The organism is Streptococcus australis, from assembly GCF_019930045.1.
Lineage (GTDB): Bacteria > Bacillota > Bacilli > Lactobacillales > Streptococcaceae > Streptococcus > Streptococcus australis_D.
The window spans coordinates 1-18,900 of the sequence record NZ_JAHZQQ010000040.1 but is presented as its reverse complement, the minus strand read 5'-3'; the positions used below and the strand labels follow the sequence as shown (position 1 = coordinate 18,900).

The 18,900-nt window shown below is 31.1% G+C and carries 20 protein-coding genes and 6 pseudogenes; 16 read left to right on the top strand and 10 right to left on the bottom strand.

Annotated features, from left to right (window positions below):
- Nucleotides 1–63: 63 nt before the first annotated feature.
- The 3 genes from K1J10_RS07995 to K1J10_RS07985 form a co-directional block, all read right to left on the bottom strand.
- Nucleotides 64–279 carry a hypothetical protein gene (locus tag K1J10_RS07995; RefSeq protein WP_223356633.1) on the bottom strand — a complete coding sequence of 72 codons (216 nt, stop codon included), beginning with the start codon at nucleotides 277–279 and terminating at the stop codon, nucleotides 64–66.
- Nucleotides 257–901, bottom strand: coding sequence for a ThiF family adenylyltransferase (locus K1J10_RS07990; RefSeq protein ID WP_368858607.1), 645 nt, complete (start codon nucleotides 899–901; stop codon nucleotides 257–259). The genes K1J10_RS07995 and K1J10_RS07990 overlap by 23 nt, the downstream gene beginning before the upstream one ends.
- 483 nt (nucleotides 902–1,384) lie before the next feature.
- The gene (locus K1J10_RS07985) at nucleotides 1,385–2,251 is read right to left on the bottom strand and encodes a helix-turn-helix domain-containing protein (RefSeq protein WP_049514389.1); all 867 of its coding nucleotides are present in this window, start codon (nucleotides 2,249–2,251) and stop codon (nucleotides 1,385–1,387) included.
- 388 nt (nucleotides 2,252–2,639) lie between these two features.
- Here K1J10_RS07985 and K1J10_RS07980 point away from each other — a divergent pair.
- From K1J10_RS07980 to K1J10_RS07965, 4 genes and pseudogenes are all read left to right on the top strand, one after another.
- Nucleotides 2,640–2,891 (top strand): annotated as a pseudogene (locus K1J10_RS07980) (tyrosine-type recombinase/integrase); the annotation flags it as partial.
- Nucleotides 2,892–3,242: 351 nt separating this feature from the next.
- A complete protein-coding gene (locus K1J10_RS07975; protein WP_141751568.1) occupies nucleotides 3,243–3,830 on the top strand; it encodes a hypothetical protein in 588 nt (195 codons plus the stop codon).
- A gap of 14 nt (nucleotides 3,831–3,844) precedes the next feature.
- On the top strand, nucleotides 3,845–4,189 hold the full coding sequence (locus tag K1J10_RS07970) for a hypothetical protein (protein ID WP_003002962.1): 345 nt from the start codon (nucleotides 3,845–3,847) through the stop codon (nucleotides 4,187–4,189).
- Nucleotides 4,189–4,623 carry a protein-export chaperone SecB gene (locus K1J10_RS07965; protein ID WP_223356629.1) on the top strand — a complete coding sequence of 145 codons (435 nt, stop codon included), beginning with the start codon at nucleotides 4,189–4,191 and terminating at the stop codon, nucleotides 4,621–4,623. Before K1J10_RS07970 ends, K1J10_RS07965 begins: the two co-directional genes overlap by 1 nt.
- A gap of 802 nt (nucleotides 4,624–5,425) precedes the next feature.
- Here the strand turns inward: K1J10_RS07965 and K1J10_RS07960 are convergent.
- Nucleotides 5,426–6,316 carry a helix-turn-helix domain-containing protein gene (locus tag K1J10_RS07960; protein ID WP_223356627.1) on the bottom strand — a complete coding sequence of 297 codons (891 nt, stop codon included), beginning with the start codon at nucleotides 6,314–6,316 and terminating at the stop codon, nucleotides 5,426–5,428.
- A 307-nt stretch (nucleotides 6,317–6,623) separates the two neighbouring features.
- Here K1J10_RS07960 and K1J10_RS07955 point away from each other — a divergent pair, with 307 nt between their 5' ends.
- The 3 genes from K1J10_RS07955 to K1J10_RS07945 all read left to right on the top strand — a co-directional run bounded on the left by K1J10_RS07955 (nucleotide 6,624) and on the right by K1J10_RS07945 (nucleotide 8,284).
- Nucleotides 6,624–7,232, top strand: a complete 609-nt coding sequence (locus tag K1J10_RS07955) for a hypothetical protein (protein ID WP_223356624.1) — start codon at nucleotides 6,624–6,626, stop codon at nucleotides 7,230–7,232.
- 16 nt (nucleotides 7,233–7,248) lie between these two features.
- Nucleotides 7,249–7,611 carry a cytochrome c-type biogenesis protein gene (locus K1J10_RS07950; RefSeq protein WP_049474682.1) on the top strand — a complete coding sequence of 121 codons (363 nt, stop codon included), beginning with the start codon at nucleotides 7,249–7,251 and terminating at the stop codon, nucleotides 7,609–7,611.
- A 310-nt stretch (nucleotides 7,612–7,921) separates the two neighbouring features.
- The gene (locus tag K1J10_RS07945) at nucleotides 7,922–8,284 is read left to right on the top strand and encodes a hypothetical protein (RefSeq protein WP_049474684.1); all 363 of its coding nucleotides are present in this window, start codon (nucleotides 7,922–7,924) and stop codon (nucleotides 8,282–8,284) included.
- A 298-nt stretch (nucleotides 8,285–8,582) separates the two neighbouring features.
- Here K1J10_RS07945 and K1J10_RS07940 read toward each other — a convergent pair whose 3' ends face one another.
- Nucleotides 8,583–9,446: a helix-turn-helix domain-containing protein gene (locus K1J10_RS07940; protein WP_023026927.1), complete on the bottom strand. Its 864-nt coding sequence runs from the start codon at nucleotides 9,444–9,446 to the stop codon at nucleotides 8,583–8,585.
- Nucleotides 9,447–9,637: 191 nt separating this feature from the next.
- Between K1J10_RS07940 and K1J10_RS10740 the strand changes: the two genes are divergently transcribed.
- The 9 genes and pseudogenes from K1J10_RS10740 (at nucleotide 9,638) to K1J10_RS07900 (ending at nucleotide 15,851) form a co-directional block, all read left to right on the top strand.
- Nucleotides 9,638–9,808 (top strand): PhrA family quorum-sensing system peptide, encoded by a 171-nt coding sequence (locus tag K1J10_RS10740; protein ID WP_001227861.1) that lies wholly within the window; start codon nucleotides 9,638–9,640, stop codon nucleotides 9,806–9,808.
- Between the two features lie 48 nt (nucleotides 9,809–9,856).
- Nucleotides 9,857–10,087: a hypothetical protein gene (locus K1J10_RS07935; protein ID WP_049474685.1), complete on the top strand. Its 231-nt coding sequence runs from the start codon at nucleotides 9,857–9,859 to the stop codon at nucleotides 10,085–10,087.
- A gap of 315 nt (nucleotides 10,088–10,402) precedes the next feature.
- Complete coding sequence (locus tag K1J10_RS07930; RefSeq protein WP_049474687.1) at nucleotides 10,403–10,762, top strand: hypothetical protein; 360 nt, start codon at nucleotides 10,403–10,405, stop codon at nucleotides 10,760–10,762.
- 147 nt (nucleotides 10,763–10,909) lie between these two features.
- Nucleotides 10,910–11,908: an NAD-dependent epimerase/dehydratase family protein gene (locus K1J10_RS07925; protein WP_049474688.1), complete on the top strand. Its 999-nt coding sequence runs from the start codon at nucleotides 10,910–10,912 to the stop codon at nucleotides 11,906–11,908.
- 11 nt (nucleotides 11,909–11,919) lie between these two features.
- Nucleotides 11,920–13,110 carry a DegT/DnrJ/EryC1/StrS family aminotransferase gene (locus K1J10_RS07920; RefSeq protein WP_049474689.1) on the top strand — a complete coding sequence of 397 codons (1,191 nt, stop codon included), beginning with the start codon at nucleotides 11,920–11,922 and terminating at the stop codon, nucleotides 13,108–13,110.
- A complete protein-coding gene (locus K1J10_RS07915; RefSeq protein WP_049474690.1) occupies nucleotides 13,103–13,567 on the top strand; it encodes an NUDIX hydrolase in 465 nt (154 codons plus the stop codon). The genes K1J10_RS07920 and K1J10_RS07915 overlap by 8 nt, the downstream gene beginning before the upstream one ends.
- Entirely contained in the window at nucleotides 13,564–14,205 is a 642-nt protein-coding gene (locus K1J10_RS07910) for an HAD family hydrolase (protein WP_003005641.1), read from the top strand. Before K1J10_RS07915 ends, K1J10_RS07910 begins: the two co-directional genes overlap by 4 nt.
- 76 nt (nucleotides 14,206–14,281) lie before the next feature.
- Nucleotides 14,282–15,138, top strand: a pseudogene (locus tag K1J10_RS07905) (IS982 family transposase).
- A 47-nt stretch (nucleotides 15,139–15,185) separates the two neighbouring features.
- Nucleotides 15,186–15,851 (top strand): HAD family hydrolase, encoded by a 666-nt coding sequence (locus K1J10_RS07900; protein WP_049474691.1) that lies wholly within the window; start codon nucleotides 15,186–15,188, stop codon nucleotides 15,849–15,851.
- A gap of 201 nt (nucleotides 15,852–16,052) precedes the next feature.
- On the opposite strand, the pseudogene K1J10_RS07895 reads toward K1J10_RS07900, so the two are convergent.
- The 5 genes and pseudogenes from K1J10_RS07895 to K1J10_RS07875 form a co-directional block, all read right to left on the bottom strand.
- Nucleotides 16,053–16,562 (bottom strand): annotated as a pseudogene (locus K1J10_RS07895) (integrase core domain-containing protein); the annotation flags it as partial.
- Nucleotides 16,563–16,973, bottom strand: a pseudogene (locus tag K1J10_RS07890) (helix-turn-helix domain-containing protein); the annotation flags it as partial.
- A gap of 8 nt (nucleotides 16,974–16,981) precedes the next feature.
- Nucleotides 16,982–17,227: pseudogene (locus K1J10_RS07885) on the bottom strand (ImmA/IrrE family metallo-endopeptidase); the annotation flags it as partial.
- Between the two features lie 299 nt (nucleotides 17,228–17,526).
- Nucleotides 17,527–17,805 (bottom strand): annotated as a pseudogene (locus tag K1J10_RS07880) (hypothetical protein); the annotation flags it as partial.
- 344 nt (nucleotides 17,806–18,149) lie between these two features.
- Nucleotides 18,150–18,785, bottom strand: coding sequence for an ABC transporter ATP-binding protein (locus K1J10_RS07875; RefSeq protein ID WP_014713943.1), 636 nt, complete (start codon nucleotides 18,783–18,785; stop codon nucleotides 18,150–18,152).
- Nucleotides 18,786–18,900 lie beyond the last annotated feature (115 nt).

Here is an 18,900-nt window from a genome sequence, read left to right as displayed (position 1 = left end):
TTTGTGTGAATACTTACAGTTTACCCCAATGAAACGCTATGAGTTTTTTTGTTGCACTATATTTTACAATTTATCATTTACAAAACTTCCATAAAAAACGGCAAGTAAGTTAGGGATAAAACCTATTAGAGTAAATAAAGATAACTGACCAGCTTCAATATTATAAACTTTGATTAACCCAATCGACAATGCAATGAAGTAAAAACTATCTGCAATATTTCTAGAAGATCTACCTAATATCAAGTTTTTAAAGTTACTACTGAATTTTTCTAATATCATGTTGATATACCTCGAAATTCATACAATCGATTTGGATATAATTTGTTATATTTAATAATCCTGTCAAGGAATCCAATACTTTGTAGGAAATAATTGCTGCTGCCATATACGATATCGGTGAAATTACACTGTACGGTGTCTTACTATTTAAAATATGATCATCTGATATCATAAAATTCCCATAGAACTCTCTTAAAGAAATAGTTTCTCCAGGAATAATGTGCAAATAGTTTATTACTGTAGATGCGTAGGAACCCACTATAATTGGTTTATTATACTTATGTGCTAAATCATCAAACCAATAGTCAATTTCGATACTTGGAGTATCAGCACAACATAGTGCAATATCAAAACTATATGATTTAAAAAGTTTCTCTAAGTCATTCTTACATCTCAACTGTTTGGATATAGTCACAACTTTTGAATCAGAAATTGCTTGAATATTTCTTTGTATTACCTCTACTTTTGATTTACCTATATCAGATTTTTTAAAACCGCTTTGTCTAGTCAGATTTGATTCTTCTACAATATCAAAATCAACTATAATGAATCTCCCTACTCCTAATCGAGCTAATATTTCCACAACCGTAGAACCAATGCCACCTACACCGACAATTAACACTGTAGATTCTAATAGCCTTTTCTGATACTCACATGGATTTAAGTTTTTAGAAAGATCTATCCATTCAAACTTCTTCTACTACATAATATTAAAACTCACATTATTAAATAAGATAATATAGTTCCAACAATGTAGATATTTCCTTACTAAGTAAAGACAAAATAAGATATAAAAATACGATTTGCTAGCTTAATTTTCATCTGCGAATAATATTAGCTGGACCCGGATCAATTTCTGTAGCCATTTTATGAATTTGAGGTTTCCCTACAATCCCTAGCAGAATTAATCCAATAACTAGTACTGTAGCAATTTTCCTAAACAGACTTCTCATATATCTCTCCTTTAATTTTCTTGCATTTATTTTAGCACTCCAGCATCATGTTGTCAATATATTTTATAAACTTTTTTTATTTTTTTTTATATAACTCATTTTTGTATCTGTGCAATATTAAAAAAACGATGCTCAATTGAACATCGTCTTCATTATTCTGCCATATTTGCAATGTAATGTTCGACTTTCAAAGCCATTGACATATTTTCATCCAATTTATAAAGAAAATGTGCTGTCTCAAAATATTCTTTTACCGAAATCTTAGAAGAAAAGTCCTTACTTACATTTCCCATCAATAAATACAAATCAGCTAAAAGATAAGTTGTTCTGTAAGCCTGACACTGCTTTATAGTAGTTGTGATTTTAGTAATAGCTTCTTCAATATTATTCTGCAGCCATAGATATCTACAAACGTTATAGTTGAACTTAATAAATAGTTCTAACTCTTCAAGTGTATTTAAATTGAGTTGATTTACTTGATACTCTAATGTTTCTCGAATCTCATCAAATCGCGTTAAATCTCCAATATCGTAATAAAAATTGAATAGAGTATTTGAAACTTGGAGATAGTTCATATCAGAAATACTTAACTGTGACAGCACCTTCTCCAATCTTTCAACTGCCTCCTCTTGTTGCCCATAGAAATAAAAATCTATCAGAGATTTTATCCACTCCATATAAAATTTATCTGCTAGAGATAAACGATGAGACTTTACATTTTCTAATTCATATATATATTTCAAAGACTCATAATTTCTATTTATGATAAATGTATGTGCTAATTTCTTAAACTCTGCTAACTCATCAACCTCCTCAACAATCTGCTCATCAAAAAAATAATCCATACTAACTTTTAATTTCTTAGCAAGTGCATGCAAAAAATCCGCCCCCGGAGTGAACTCTCCACTCTCTAATCGACTAATTTGCCCCTGTTTACAAATGCCTTCGGCCAATTCTCGCTGGGACAATTTTAATTCTTTTCGTCTATTTTTTAATCTGGTTGCTAATAATGTACCCACGTTTGGATATTCCTTTTCTAATTGGTTTTGACTTCAATTTTAATTGTAACATGATTAAATTAAAAATTCAAATATATGTCCAGAAAGATACAAATTTTATATAAAAGGTGTCAAATGTTTTTTGATCTACCTCGTCTTCTTTTGAAAATAATCTACTCAAATAATTTCTAGTTTGTCAAATTAAGTTAAACTTTTCATGTAACTCAGAAAAACATATATGGGATTTGAGAGTTCAAGTAATTCCTAAAAGTCTTTGAAATTAAAAACGCATAATATCAGGTATTCAAAAAACTGATATTATGCATTTTATTTTAGTCTAAATTAGGGAAATTATTTCCAGATAAAGTTTTTGGCAAGCCTCTTATCTGTTTAAGGTACATTTCCCCATCGAAATGAGCGAGCTACTCTTATTAAACGATCAAAAGAGTTAGGTTTACCTAATTATGGTTTTCAAATATTCCGCCATACTCATGCGTCTTTAATGCTCAACGCTGGAGCAAATTGGAAAAAACTGCAAGAACGTATGGGACACAGATCTATTTCAACCACAATGGATATCTATGCGAAATTAGATCCTAACCGAAAGAATGAAGCAGTCGATATTTTAATAGAACGACTTGCACAAATTAAAAAAAACTAATTAGAGACTATTATATTTAGCTATAATAAATCACTTTACAATTAATGTAAATTTTATAATGTTACTATAAAATTTTAGGTATACAAAGATCTATAGATACTTTATTGGTAAGATTAATTTTATAACATTACTACAGTTAAAAAAATCCTACATTATAGTTTCAATTGTAAAAAACTCATTATTGATATAGGAATGTTCTCAGAGATTTTTCAACTACTTTTGTACAATGTAAGTCAAATACAAAATTACCTACTTAATAATAGTTTAGAATTTTTTCAAAAAAGGCCTTAATGGTTGAATTATATAATCTTTAACAGTATAATCAAGGTAGTAGCTTTATCAGGAGGTTCTATGCTACAATATAGCGGGTGGCACGGCACCACCAATAAAAGGAAAAATAAGATCCTATCTGCTGGTTTTTCTTATAAAAAATATGAACCTGGTATTAGTAAACAGAGACATCCGAACGACTTGGGTAATGGTGTTTACTTTTTTCTGCCTTTTAATAACGATACTGGTAAAACTATTGCTTCTGCTTATGTAGCAAAGTATAAATCATTTGAACTAAGCAAACCTGGGGTTACGCCCGGATTAGTTAATGCCGAAATCACTATAAAATCTATAGACAATATTTTTATTTTAGATGACCCAACAAACCAAAGTCTATTAGATGAATATCGACAAAAGGCATATATTGAAATTGAACGTGAGATTGCAGGTATTTCAGATAGCGGAGCCAAAAATAGAGCTACTCTTCTTAACCAAAATCAAGGGTTAATTATTGAACTGCTACTTGATTTAGCGTCTCAGTATGGAAAGAATTTTAAAGCCGTACAGTCCAAAACATATACTGATATTTCATTTTTACCAGTGATTAACGGCAAGAATGGAGAAGAAATTTGTATCCGTGATTTAAATTGTATTACAAATATTTTATAAATAAGGAGGCTTTTATGAGTTTATTATCAAACTTTTTAGGAACTGAAGAATTTTCTTTGATGGATTCTCCAATGTTTCAAGAATTAGTTGAAAATATTAAGGCCAACAAAATCTATTCAGTAAACAATGAATTTGATTATTATTTGAATATGTCAGGAAGTCCTAAAAAATATAAAGATGAAATACATTTTACCTCTCAATTAGATAATCAAAATGATTTTTATGATTTGAATTCTATAAATAAAGTAGATGCAATGTCTAAATATATTATAAAAAACAAGAAATCATGTTTTTCATATTTCCCAATAGATTCTGAAAACTTAATTACAACAAAAGAAAGTAGTGAGGTGGCAGCTTAATGTCCTCTTTACAATTTAAAGATTATTTTTTAAATGAAGTATCATATCGAAGAAATCCTAGTTTTGATCAAACAAATAGTACTATTAATTTAAAACCTGAATTAACTGCACAAATTTTAATAAGAAAGTCTGAAAATCTTGCTTACGTTAACTTAATAACAAAGCAAGGAAATATACATTCAGATGATTCTGCTTTTGAGCTTATTGTAGATATTGTTGGAGAATTTTCGTTTATATACGACAAAACAGAATTTGATATTAGTTTTGAAACTTTTCTTAAAGAGAATGGTTTAGCAATTCTTTGGTCCTATATTCGGCCTATTGTATCTGACATGATCACTCGTGGTAATGAGTTCCCAAACTTCTTATTACCTGTCATTAACATTAAAAAAATGCTTGAAGAAAAAGATTCAATCAAGTTAACATACGAATAAAAATAGTGTAATGTTTTTCAAAGATCCAATGACGTGCTTTTTCTACTTTAATGTACATTTAGAAGGTCTTTAGGAAAATATAAATAAATAAGTAAAATTTGTGATGAAAATAAATACACCCAAAGAGTTTTGTATTGTAGTGATGCAAGTTAAAACTCTACCTTTTTCACTACCTTTTTTGAAATAAAAATAATGATTAGGATATTTAAAAGAAGAGGAACTTTAGTGTGAAGTTCCTCTTTTTGTTATTTGTTCTTTTACTTATAAATTGTAATATCTGTTTTGAACACCTCGTATTTGAATGAATTTCAATATATGCTTAATATCAATGTTTCCACATGTTTTTAAGAAAGAAATATTTCATCTAATTGAATAACTTTCAATTGAATGGTGTGAATTTTACCCTAAAAATAAACGAATTGAGCTAGATTTCACCAAAAAGTTCACACCATTTGAATTGTTACTGTTTTGTACTTTTTATAGATTTAGAATTCTTTGTTTTCAAATAGTTTAGTGTCAATGTAAAAAATTACTATTGAATAAATAACAGTTAAAAGTAGTTGAATGGTGTAGCTAATTATCGAAATATTCCTTTCTTAAGACCTGGTTTGGAAAGTATGGGTTTCAGTTGGACTAAAAGCAGCTTAATATCGAGACTTTTCAGAACGATATTTACTGATTGATTTCATAAAATTTGAATCAAAATTTCTTAAATAGATGTAAAGTATCTTACAAAGTTTTTTTAGCAAAGAAAGATTTTGAAAAAGAAACTACCTCAATATATAACATTAGAGTACAAAAATTACAACATCCACGGGGTTCTCTTATCATCTAGTATTTCATTGGCATTTAATGAGGCTATTTCATGTTCAATAATTTTTAATAGATCAGTTTCCTCAAGCAATCGAAGTATTTCAATATTTTTGTGTACTAGCTCCTCATTGGAATCACATATTCCAATTCTAATTGAATGAAAAGCAATTGCATCGTATCGCTTAAGTAATTTTGCTGTATCAACAACTATTGAGCAGATATAACTACACATAGGAAAGTGTTTATAATAAAAATAAACAGTAGATAGATTGGATAGTATTGCAAGCTTTAAGGGTAATATATCATGGAAATTAGAGTATTTTTCTAGTCTTTGAAGTACTAACTGTGTAGTATCTATAATTGTCTCTAAAGGAAGGCAGAAAAGAATAGAATTTAAAATTTTAAAATCTGATTCATACCACGTATCATGATGCTCTAGATCATTCCACAAACAACTTACAAGATCTTTCGTCAGTAAATCCTTGTTGGATAGTCCATGCTCTCTAATTTGAAGTATTATCTTCAAAGAATAGTAAAATTTTTGAATAGAGATATCGTAATTGGTTTTTAGATAAGACTCGCATTTGTTTATAATATATTCAAGTTGTTGTGTTCCGCTAATTGTATGAAGATTACTTATATCATTAATTATTTCAGTATGTTTATTAGGACGATAAAGATTACATATATAATCGAATTCATCAAAACTCATATTGATTTGTTGAAGTAAGAAAGCCATGTTCTCATACTTTGGAACAACATTCCCATTTTCTATCTTAGAAAGAGTTGTAGTAGACAATACATTTCCACACACATCTGACTGTCTTAAATTTTTAGATTTTCGAATTTCTTTATAAATTTTACCAAAATCATATCTCATAATATAACCTCTAAAACAACTTGAAAATAGTTAAAAAAATAATTGGTAATTCTGAATGTATTGTATACTTTAGTTAGATGAAAAGCAAATAAAAAGAAAATATTTTAGGAGGCGATCAGGTGTTATTTTCTCGTGTTCCTTAATTATCACTATGTAATTATATGGGGTTGCTGTTATGTTAGATAGCAATTGGAGGTGAGTACATTGGTTTGTATAACATAAAATTTGTTAGGCTAAATTTTTATAAATTTATTATTGTAGTTATAATTATATACAGCTGTACATAAGTTACTAAGGAGTAGGAAAAATGAAAAAATTATTAGCATTGGGATTAGTTGCTGGTGCAAGTGTTGTGTTGTGTACAGGAACTATCGTTAAAGCAGAAGAAAGAATGACAAGTCAACAGATTGAACAAGTAACTCAAGGTCTTGAGGATGATCAATATGTATTAACCACCCCTGGAGGAGGTGTTATAACTAACAAAGATGGGAGCGATAATTTTCCGTCAGAACAGGTGGCTAGTGAAGGAAAGGTAATGAAAGTAGCTGACTATAAAAAATATCTAGCTACGCAAGATATTTCCCAAAACCAAGAAACTCCTTCTGGCACTACATTCTTTGGTGCTTGGATTCCGACTCGTGTGCATGTCTTATATCCAAATCAAGAGTATCAATCTAATCCGTTTTATGCAAGAGGTTGGCGCTATGGTGAAGAACGCTTTAAACCATCTAGAGGTAGTGGAGACTACTTGTATTGGCAAGCTCAAGGCGATAGTGGTTTAGTAGAAGATGGATATGGTATTTCGGTTGTAGTAAATGATGGTGGGTATGTAGCTGTAAATAGTCGACGGGGAACATTTTTCAAAACATATAATTCTAAAACAGGATCAAGATATAAAGTAAGTAATCCTGTTTAATATAGGAGGTAGAAAGATGGCAAAGAAAAAAATGTTAGTAACTCTCTCAGTTTTATCATTGGGTTTGGTTTCATATGTTTTATTTAAACCAGCTATTGCAGAGACTACTAGTGGCATAACAAGAGAAAACAAAACTATAGAAATTTATAAAGATTTATTAAAAGGTAAATCAGAAAAAGAAATTAATGACTACTTTTCTGATTTACCAGACAGTAAATTGATTATTGCAGATAAATCAGGAGGATATACAACTAGCTTAACTGATGACTATAGTAATCCTGTGGAATCAACTGATGAAAATGGCAATGAGGAACTAAAATCATTCCACGATAAAAGTGTTGCTGCAACAGTTGGTGAAATTAAAGAAGCGTTAAAATAGAAAAAACTAGGTAATCAAAATACTGGTAATAAGAAGGGTTCTACTGAAAGTGTAGAACTCTTTTTATATTACTTGTTAAATGGTTGTAATTGGGATTTTCTTAAGTTGAACTTGTAAAATAGAAGTGTATACATTTTTAATCTATAGTCGTAGAGTTTTAGTAAAACTACAGCCAAATATAGATCTTTTTCTATAATTTACTAATGTCTGTTATAATGGACATTATTTGAAATTTCCATTATAACAGACATTGATACAGTTTTGTAATATTATTTTGGTAAAATTAAAATTATAGAAGGAGGCTAAAACTATGAGAAAAATAATAGGTATACTACTACTTTCATTATCAACCATTTCGTTAATTGCTTGCTCTAAAAACAACTATCAATCTTTAGATGGTGAGTATTATTGGATCTCAAGTGAAAGAAACGAATTGGCGTTTACTATTAAAGGAGAAAATGCTTCCATTGAGCATGGAGAAGCCGACAGCTTTACCATTAACAAACAAAAGAATACGATCGAATTAACTGGACAAAACATTGCGAGTCGAATAGAAGAATATTCATTTAAAGATGGGGTCTTTTCTGTTGATATTAGTGGAGTTAAGCATGACTACTATCTTAAAGGTAGCGAAGCATATAAAAACGCTCTAAAACAATATGGATATAAATAACATTATTCACACCTATTTTACCGAATAGGTGTTTTTTGTGCTGAATAGATTACTTCAAAAAACTTTTAAGCTTATTCTTAACCGAATAGCTTATATTTCATGTAAATTAGCTTAATCAAAGAAATTGGATTATACTTTATAACACAAGAAATCAAAATGTTACCAAATTAGAACGGGAAACAAAATCAGTATAGTTATTTGAGATACCATGAAAAAATTATAAGGCTGATAGTATTAATATCACTATCAGCCTTACAGGTTATTTAACGTTTCAGAAAAACTATAATGTCAAGATTAACTATACAGTATCTAATTCCTTCAAATAATTTTCTATCTTCATCAACATTAAAGGATTGTTATAAATCTTACATAACTCTCTTGCTTCTATATAATAATTTTTGACTTGTTCTTTGTCTAGAAATTTGGCTCCAGCATTTCCTACAAGAATAAGTAGGGGAGCCAGTTGGTAGCTTGTCTGTCTTTGTTTACAGAGTTCAATCGTCTCAAGAGCTTCTTGGATAGCTTCGTTATATTTTTCCTTTGACACTAGGTAGTGAGCGTAGTTGTAACGAACTCTGATGTAGCCAAATAAAAACTCTTGATGCTCAAAATTTTTTGTCTGATATAACTCCATTAAATGAGAGTAGTTTGCCTCATATTCTTGTTCACGACCCACTAAGGAATAGAAATTAGATAGAGTATTCAATGCCTTTAAATAAATCAGAGTATTTGAGGAGACTTTTAATAATATATTTTCCAATGAAGAAATAGCCTCACACTTACTGTCATATTGATAGAAGTCAATAATAGCTTTAATCCATTCAAGGTAAGTTCGGTCTTCTAGTGTTAGAAAAGTACTTCGTTCAATCTCTATTCTATAAATATATTCCAAATCTTCATAATTTCTGTCATCTAATAGTCGAGCAGATAATTGCTTGAAATTAGAGAGGTTAGATTTAATTTCAATTTGTTCATTAAAAAAATAATCTAATGGTACTTCAAGTCGTTGTGAGAGTTTGAACAAAAGGTCTGCGGAGGGAATGAAATGCCCTCTCTCAATTTTACTAATCTGGCTTTGTTCACAAATTCCTTCTGCAAGAGTTTGTTGGGAGAGTCTCAACTCTTTTCTTTTCAATCTGAATTTCTCTGCGAGTGTATTCATTAAAGATAATAAACCTTCCTATTTGCTTAATTTCATTATAAAATTTTTAGTTCAAAATAGCAAGTTAAAAGAATAAATAATTCTTTATAGTAATAAAAAAAAAAAAAAGTTCAAAACGCAATAAAAATAATTGACTGAATAAAATACATATGTTAGAATAAAAATAAGGAAACAGAAAGGGGTTTCATTGCATGAGAAAAAAACGTGGAATTAAAAAATTAGTTACATTTGCATTACTAGGTGTTTTTATGTTTAGTAATACAATTCCTTACCAACAGTTTATTCAGAAGAATAAACAATTGGAGATTCGAGTGCAATCACAAAAGGAGTCCAATGGTCTTGATGTTGGGAAGGCTGATTAGTTGATTAAATGATGAAAATACTAATTAACTATAAGGAGGGACTGTGTTATGGTAACTAAGTATTACAAGTATATTCCTTGGTTGATCTTAGGAGCTATTGGATCTTATGAGTCCGCAACTTATTTTGGACATGGCACATTTGATACGCTGTATTTATCTATTGTTTTTATGATTGTTTACGTAGCTTTATTCATTCTACACGAAAAATATCTGAAATATAAATATAAAGAAATATTTACACATATTATGAGCAATCCTGAAAAAGATCATCATCCCTAGTAAGATATAGCATAATAAAGCCCTAGCAACCAGATTGTACTGACTCCAAAAAAGTTAGGTAAATAGGCTATCCAAAGGATTTAGTTCTGTATTGCACATGACTGAGTCCTTTTCTATTATTTGTATAGAAGTGTATACATTTTTAATCTATAGTCGTAGAGATTTAGTAAAACTATAGCCAAATATAGATCTTTTTCTAAAATTTGCTAATGTCTGTTATAATGGACATTATTTGAAATTTCTATTATAACAGACATTGATACAGCTTTGTAACATTATTTTGGTGTAGTAATATTATAAAAGGAGGCGAGAAACATGAGAAAATTTGTTAGCATATTATTGTTGTCATTATCAATAATTACGCTAATTGCTTGCACTAAAAATAAGCAACAATCTCTGGATGGCGAATACTATTGGATATCAAGTGAAAGAAATGAATTAGCATTTACTATAAAAGGGAATAGAGGTTCAATAAAACACGGAGAAGCTGATAGTTTTACAATTGATCAAGAAAGTAACACCTTCCTTTTATCAGGAGAAGGTAGAGCTGATTCAACAGTAAAATATAAAGTTAAGGATGACACCATTACAGTCGATATATCTGGAATAGAACATGAATATTACCAAAAAGGCAGTAAAGCATATAATAAAGCACTTCAACAATATAATAAGTAGAAATAGAGCGATGAAGTTTTGATTTCTTATTTATATTAGGTTATAAGAAAACACCCTGAAAGATAGTATGATTGATTAAATCTACTGATGTTGTTTTCGGAATAATTGTTATATTAACAAGACAATATGGAAAAAGGAGAATGATTCATGAGTAATATTTTGGTGACAGGCGGTTGTGGCTATATTGGTTCAAGATTAGTTGAAGAATTGCTAAATAATCAAGAAAATAAGGTTGTTGTTTTAGACAGCGGTATATTTGGTTTTGATTCACTATCTGAGTTTTTATATTCAGAACGTTTTAAATTAGTTAAGGGGGACATTCGAATCAAAGAGGACATTTTGAAATCCCTAAATCAAATTGATACAATTATTCATTTGGCAAGTCTAGTTGGAGAGCCTTCATGTGTTGTTGACAAAGATATCGCTTACGATATTAACGTTCGTGGAACAAGAAATCTAGTAGAATGTGCAGTCAAAAAGGGGGTGAAAAATTTTATTTTTGCCTCAAGCTGTAGTGTCTATGGTTTTGGTAAAGATAAGTTTGATGAACATAGTATTCCCAATCCTGTTGATTATTATGCAGAGCTAAAGCTACTTTCAGAGAAAGATTTATTAAATTATAAGGATAAGTTGAATATTATCATATTGCGATTTTGTACCGTTTTTGGTTTATCGAGGAGGATGCGATTTGACTTAGCTGTAAATGTAATGACTGCCTCTGCATTAAATAACGGAGTTATAAATGTTTACGGCGGTCAGCAAGAGAGACCATTTATTCATTGTGGAGATGTGGCCAGAGCTATCAATTTGCTTTTTGAAGAAAGATGTAAAAATAAATATACAGATAACGGTATAGAAGTATTTAATGTTGGTAATAATTCTGAAAATTATAATCTTACTGAAGTAGCTAGCATAATTTCAAAAGCTACTGGAAATACTAAAGTAAACTTAGATGGTTTAAAGGAAGATAATCGAAGCTATAGTGTTTCTTTTGATAAAATAGAGCAGTTGGGTTTTTCATCACTGAAGTCTATTGAAGTTGGAGTAGAAGAAATTGCAAATAGCATGAAATCAGGGTTAATTAATAATCCATTCTGCGATATATATAGCAACGTAAAAGTTGCTACTAAGGAATATTTGAATTAAGGAGTTAGAATATGAAACAATTAGCAATATTAGGTGGGAAACCAGCGTTTTCAAGTCAATTAAAATTTATAAAACCTATGTTTCCTACTTATTCAGAATCAAAATATGAGTCATACTTTAACGAAGTTTTTAAAACTGGGATGCTCTCAAAAGGGAGATTTTTAGAAAAGTATGAGTCTGAGGTGAGCAGTTATTTAGGAGCTCCCTATGTAACTGCTGTCTCTTCTGGGACTATAGGATTAATTTTAGCATTAGAAGCATTGGGAATAAAAAGTGGTGATGAAGTCCTTGTCCCTAGTTTTACATTTTGTGCAACTGTTCATGCAATTAAAAAGGTTGGAGCTATTCCTGTTTTTGTAGATTGCAACTCTGAAACATTTACAATCGAAACAAATAACATTGAAAAATATATCACTCCTAAAACAAAAGCAATTATTGCTGTGCACATATTCGGAGTTGGAGCAGAAGTATATGAATTAGAAAGGGTATCTAAAACCCATAATCTTAAACTTATCTATGATGCTGCTCACGCATTTGGTAGTACCATTGACAAAACACATTTGGGAAACTTTGGTGATATCTCAGTATATAGTACCTCTCCTACAAAAACTCTAGTTACAGGTGAAGGGGGAATTGTCGTAAGTAAAAATAAAGAAATTGATAGCAAAATTAGACTTTTAAGAGAATATGGAAATCCGGGAGATTATAATTGTACTGAGATTGGTGTTAATGCTAGACTTAGTGAGTTGGCAGCTATAACTGGTCTAATGTCATTGAGTGTAATTGACAAAAATCTATCGGAGCGTAAAAAGATTGGCAATTATTATAGACAGTTATTATCTGAAATTGAAGGAGTATCGTTGCAAAAAATACCGGATAACCAAATTAGTACATATAAAGATTTATGCATAGTAGTGCATGCAAGGTCATTTGGGTTAGATAGAGATACAGTTGTTCAGAGTTTGAATAGAGAGGGTATTCCAACAAGAAATTATTTTTCTCCTCCTATACATAAAATGGATTGTTATTCTGAATACAATGATCTTGTTTTAGAAAATACTGAAAATATTTCCAAAAATATAATTTGTTTACCTATGCATCCATTTCTAACGTATGCAGATATCGAAATGATAGTTAATATTTTAAGAAACATTCATATCAATGCTGAAGAGATAAAGAAACGGGTGATACAAGATGCTTAACACACCAACAGAAAATTACGTGTCAACAATTCGAAAAAAGATAGGTAATGACTTGCTTATTCTAGTAGGTTCAAATGTTATTATTGAAAATGAACTAGATCAAGTGTTGCTTCAAAAACGTTCTTCAGGAACATGGGGATTGCCAGGTGGATTATTGGAAGTAGGAGAGACACTTGAACAAACGGCAATTAGAGAAGTATTTGAGGAGACAGGATTAACAATTGAAGAATTGAAGTTAATTCATACTTTTTCAGGGCAGGATTATCATTTTGTTCTGCAAAACAAAGATGAAATCTATGTAGTTACCTCTCTATACAAAGCGATTAATTATACGGGAGAATTGAATGTAAGTTCAGAAGAAACGCTGGAGTTAAGTTATTTCAATTATAACTCCCTTCCTTATAACATTGAACAAGAATATCTTGATTATATAAACTATTATAGAGGACTAAAATGATTGACAAAAAAGAAATATTTATTTTTGATTTTGATAATACTATTATTGAATCACTCCCTCTTTGTTTTAGTTGCTTCAGGATAGTGTTTGAAAAATATAAAAATATCAAGATGAGTGATTCGGATATTGAATCATTATTTGGAGGTAGTGAGGAAGATATTATAAGGAGCCATGTAGAAGAAAAATATGCTGATGAAGCAGTCGAATTATTTTACATTCTTTATGAAAATTTACACGATCATTTTATTGTTCAAAATAAAGTATTTGAAAATATTACTTTGCTATTAAAAAAATTAAATTACAAAGGAAAAAGACTTGCTGTTTTTACTGGTAAGGGGCGAAAAAGTATACAAATAAGTATGAAGAAATTAGAATTAGAAAAATATTTTAATTACATTGTATCTGATGATGATGTTGCTAATTCTAAACCTGATAGTGAAGGAATTTTGAAGATACTTGACCATTATAATGCAACTCCCTCAGATGCGATATTCTTTGGTGATTCAGATGCAGATATTATCTCAGCCAAAAAAGCAAATGTACTAGCTGTTGGTGTCAATTGGTATAAAACAAGAAAATTTACTATTTCTCCTGATATAATATCTAAGAATCCATTAGATATTATATACTCCTGCTGATAGTTGATTTGACTTAACAAAAAAGCCCATTTGGTGTACACTGCAAGTGAAGAAAAATAGCAGGGAGGTAAACCAAATGGACATTTTCCATTATACACCGAATCGCCATCACCTTCAACTCAGTATGCCGCAGCTTCGTAAAGTCTGCCGTGACTTATATCAAAAAGTCGCTCCTGATGAGTTGATCCACCGCAAGAATGTAGAGCAATGCAAGGTTTCGAATGTTTCTGTTTTAACCTTGATGCAATTTCAGGCAGAAATTGGGATGAAGTCACAGCGAAAGTTTTATCAATTTATCCGAAATTTCTTCGGATTCAGGGATTGGAGAGAAGCCGCTTCTATCGCCGTGTTCATTATCTGATGCCCCTGCTTCAGCTGATTTGCCTCTATTTCAATCAGCTGGATTTTGATGAATTAGTCATTATCGACAGCTTTCCAGTCCTCTTGTGTCAGCCGGTTAGAAATCATCAGGCCAAGGTCTTGAATGAGGTGGCCAACATCGGCTACTGCGCTTCCAAAAACATGTGGTTCTATGGTTTTAAAATTCATCTGGCGGTGACAGAGTCGGGCTATATTTTGGATTACTTGGTTACGCCTGTCTCGGTCCATGATATTCAGGTGGCAGAAGAGTTGCTGGATGCCATCCCCTATTCTCCTGTTTTAGCGGATTTGGACTACTTGGGTAAGGAACTGAAAAAACGATTGGAAGCCAAGGGAATAGACTTTTTGACGCCGATTCGTAAAAATATGAAAGGAGCAGCTGAGCACAACAATCCTGCTATCCTGACAATCCGAAGGACCATCGAAACTCGGATCTCTGTCCTAAATGCATTGTTTAACATTGAACATCCGCTTGCTCGCTCTTTAGCAGGTTTGCAATTAGAGATCCAACGGGCTATTTTGGTCTATAATTTAGGATTTTTTATCAACTAGCAACACGGGTATTATATATGATAGATTTTGATTTTAAAGGAGGATTTATGAATTTGAAAGGTATAATCTTCGATATGGATGGAGTTATAGTTGATACAGAGTACCAAGATTTTCTAATACAGAAAGATTTTATCAAACACCTTAATCCAAAATCTAGTTACGAAGATACTGAGCTATTGGTATTAGTTGGTAAATCATATTTTAATCTTTATAGGCTTTTACAGCAATTTATTGAGAAACAATATGATATAAAAACTATAGAAAAAGAATATGCTTCTTTTAGTGATGAGAGATATGAAAAAATTGATTATTCTTTACTTTTTAGAAAAGAAATTCTAAAAATTATTGACTATGCATTGAAAAACGGAATCAAATTAGCTGTAGCATCATCATCAAAATATGAGCATATTAATGAAGTTTTAGAAAGGTGTGACATAAAAAAATATTTTGATGTCATCGTTAGCGGAGAGAATTTTTTAGAAAGTAAGCCAAATCCGTCTATCTATTTAACAACGCTACATAAGTTAGAATTGCAAGCAGAACAATGTATTGCAATTGAAGATTCATACTCTGGGATTGAATCTTCAACTAGCGCCGGAATTGCAACTATTGGTTATTATGATAGCCGATTACCATTTTTTAATGACAAAGCGCAATGGAAAGTTGAAAATATGAAAGAAGTTTTACAAATAATAGAATCACAGAGTCTTTGAGTTGAAAGGCGATGAGGTTCTTGAGGACGTTAGAAAGAAATAAACTTGTTTCATAACGAAATTTAAGGTAGAACTTATCAGGACTCTGCCTTTTTAGGCTCTTTTCTACCATTTGTCAAGTCTGTCAAGGCTTTAAGTAAAAAAATGAGATATGAAAAGGCAACACTTTTCTATACAAAATTTATAAAGTGTTTTTTTTAAAGCGCTGATTCGCTTAGCGATTGGGGTTTGGTAGTTCAGACTGCTGTGAATGCGGTGATGATTCCACCAGTAAACGTAGTCCTTTGTTTTAAAGGTTAGTTCTTTCAGCGAATGGAAGGTTTCTTGGTTGACAAACTCGAGTTTGAAGGCACGGTAAGTACTTTCAGACACGGCGTTGTCATAGGGACAAGCTGCTTGACTTAGAGACCGAGCGATGCCGCATCTCATCAATCAGCTGGTTATCAAACTCCTTACCACGGTCAGAATGGAACAGCTTGACATTGGTAAGCGCGTAAGGAATGCTTTGATTGGCTTGTTTGACGAGCTCTGCAGTCTTGTGCCACCCAACTGACAGTCCAATAATTTCACGGTTAAAGAGATCAATGATCAAACATAAGCCCAACGATTTCCAACACGGACGTAGGTCAAATCTGTTACACTTGCTTCAAGTGGCTTTTCTTGGTCAAATTCTCGAGCCAATAGGTTTGGAATAGGTGCTTCATTTTTTTGAGCTAGTTCTTTATCAAAATAAACAGTATTATAATCCTGATCATTATAAACCGTTGAACCGATACCAGCAGACATTTTTTCGTAAACATGATATTCGTATAGTTTTGCTGATATTGAAACAACGTTCTTATAAGCTTCTTTTTGAACTAGGTTTCTGACATAATTAAGTGCATTATTCTTACCTTCATCTGATAAAGTATTATATAGTCGGACGATTTCGATCTCTGTAAAAAAACCTTTTGGTACATTTAGAATCTGCTCTAGTTGTTGCACTTTTTCTCTAGATGGTTGTTTTACTCCACGTTCCCATGCGGAATAGGCTTGATAGCTGACTCCCAACTGATCAGCAATATCTTTTTGAGTCTTTTTTAGCTCTTTTCTACGAGCTTTTAGTTTTTCTGGTTGATACATCGTTTTCCTCACATTAATAGTAACTTCAATTCAGCTTTTTGTTTTGCCTCTTTGTCTGTTAGCTTATTTTTATCCCAAACATAAGCTATAGATTTTCCTTTATCATAGATGAGCCATACTTTTAGATTGTCACAGCAAGTCTTAATTGTTTTCCAATTCTCTTGGTTTAAAAGTTCAGGATACTCTTGACTAGTCACAAAACTTTTTTTGATCACAGATCGCTCTATCTTATAGATTAGAGAAGCCTGATAGTTTTACAATTGATCAAGAAAGTAACACCTTCCTTTTATCAGGAGAAGGTAGAACTGATTCAACAGTAAAATATAAAGTTAAGGATGGCACCATTACAGTCGATATATCTGGAATAGAACATGAATATTACCAAAAAGGCAGTAAAGCATATAATAAAGCACTTCAACAATATAATAAGTAGAATTAGAGCGATGAAGTTTTGATTTCTTATGTATATTAGGTTATAAGAAAACACCCTGAAAGTATAGATGGAAATCTAACTTTTGGGGTGTTATCAATTTTAAGGGCGTTGAATATGTCTTTATTTTGTGAGTGAAACACGGAAATCATTGTATTTGCTGTAATCAAACTTTTCATTGAGACCTGTTACAAATACAATTGGTGTATAATGGCCCTCTTCCAAAATGAAACCGGCTTTTACCTTGGCAGTGGCTCCCCCAAGTCCAGCAATACCTGGAAGAAGGGCATCAAAAGCTCCAGGTTCGTCTGTTTCCCAGTAATAGATATTACCAGAAACTTGAACAGCTTTTGCTCTAGTCGTTGCTGTACGAATTGGGTTCACATCTGCTTGATAAAAGTTTTGGGACTTTTTCCAAATTTTAGTAACTTTTTAGTAACTCATTCCCCTTCTTAAAATTTAGAATTCATATTTGACAAACCGAAATAAATACAAGTTCGGTTCTAAACCACTAAATAGTACTATCCGTTGTATACTGTTTAATACAATCATTAATCTTTTCCAAGATTGTCACTTTAATTCTTTGGTCTAAGTATATGGAGGTCCACTTATTTTCGGATTGAATCATTTGCTTCCTTACGAATTTCTTAACCACCTAAAAAAGCTGTTTGATCGAACTCAAACAACTTTGTTACACTTGACTTAATAATTGGAGGAAAAACTATTTCTACATTCTACACTTAACTTTAAATTTTGAGATTAATAATACGATCACATTCATTCGCAACCTCCAAATCATGTGTCACTATAACTATAGTTTTTCCATCTTGATTCATTTGCTTTAATAAATGTATGATATTATCTCTATTTGTTTTATCAAGCGACCCAGTTGGTTCATCTGCGAGTACTAAAGAAGACGGTTTTAAAAGGACTCGTGCTACAGCTACTCGTTGTTGTTCACCTCCTGATAATTCCGAAATTTTTGAATCTAGCTTTTCTTCTAGGCCAAGCTTAGCTAATACGGTTTTGATTTTACGTATTTTTTCTTTCTTATTACAATCAACATATTTTAAAGCTAACAATAAATTATACCTTACTGTCTCATTATCAATTAATGCAAAATTTTGAAATAGGTAACTAATCTTTTCTCTTATTATCTTTTGTGACTTTCTAGAATTTATCTTTATGTTTTCATTTCCCTCAAAGGAATAAGCGCCAGAATATTGATCATCAATTAAGCCTATAATGTTAAGCAATGTCGTCTTCCCACTACCACTTGGTCCAACAAGTGCCACAAATTCACCTTCAGATATATTTAAAGAAAAATTATTAAATATTTCCTTACTTCCTATTTTTTTATATAAATTAATAATTGATATCATATTTCTCCTCTTTTCAATTGTTCAGATAATTTTTTTCGTGGTAGTGTACAATAAGTTGTGTAAACACAAAAAGGAATAAATCCTGTATAGTAGAGTTGCAACACATTTACTAGAA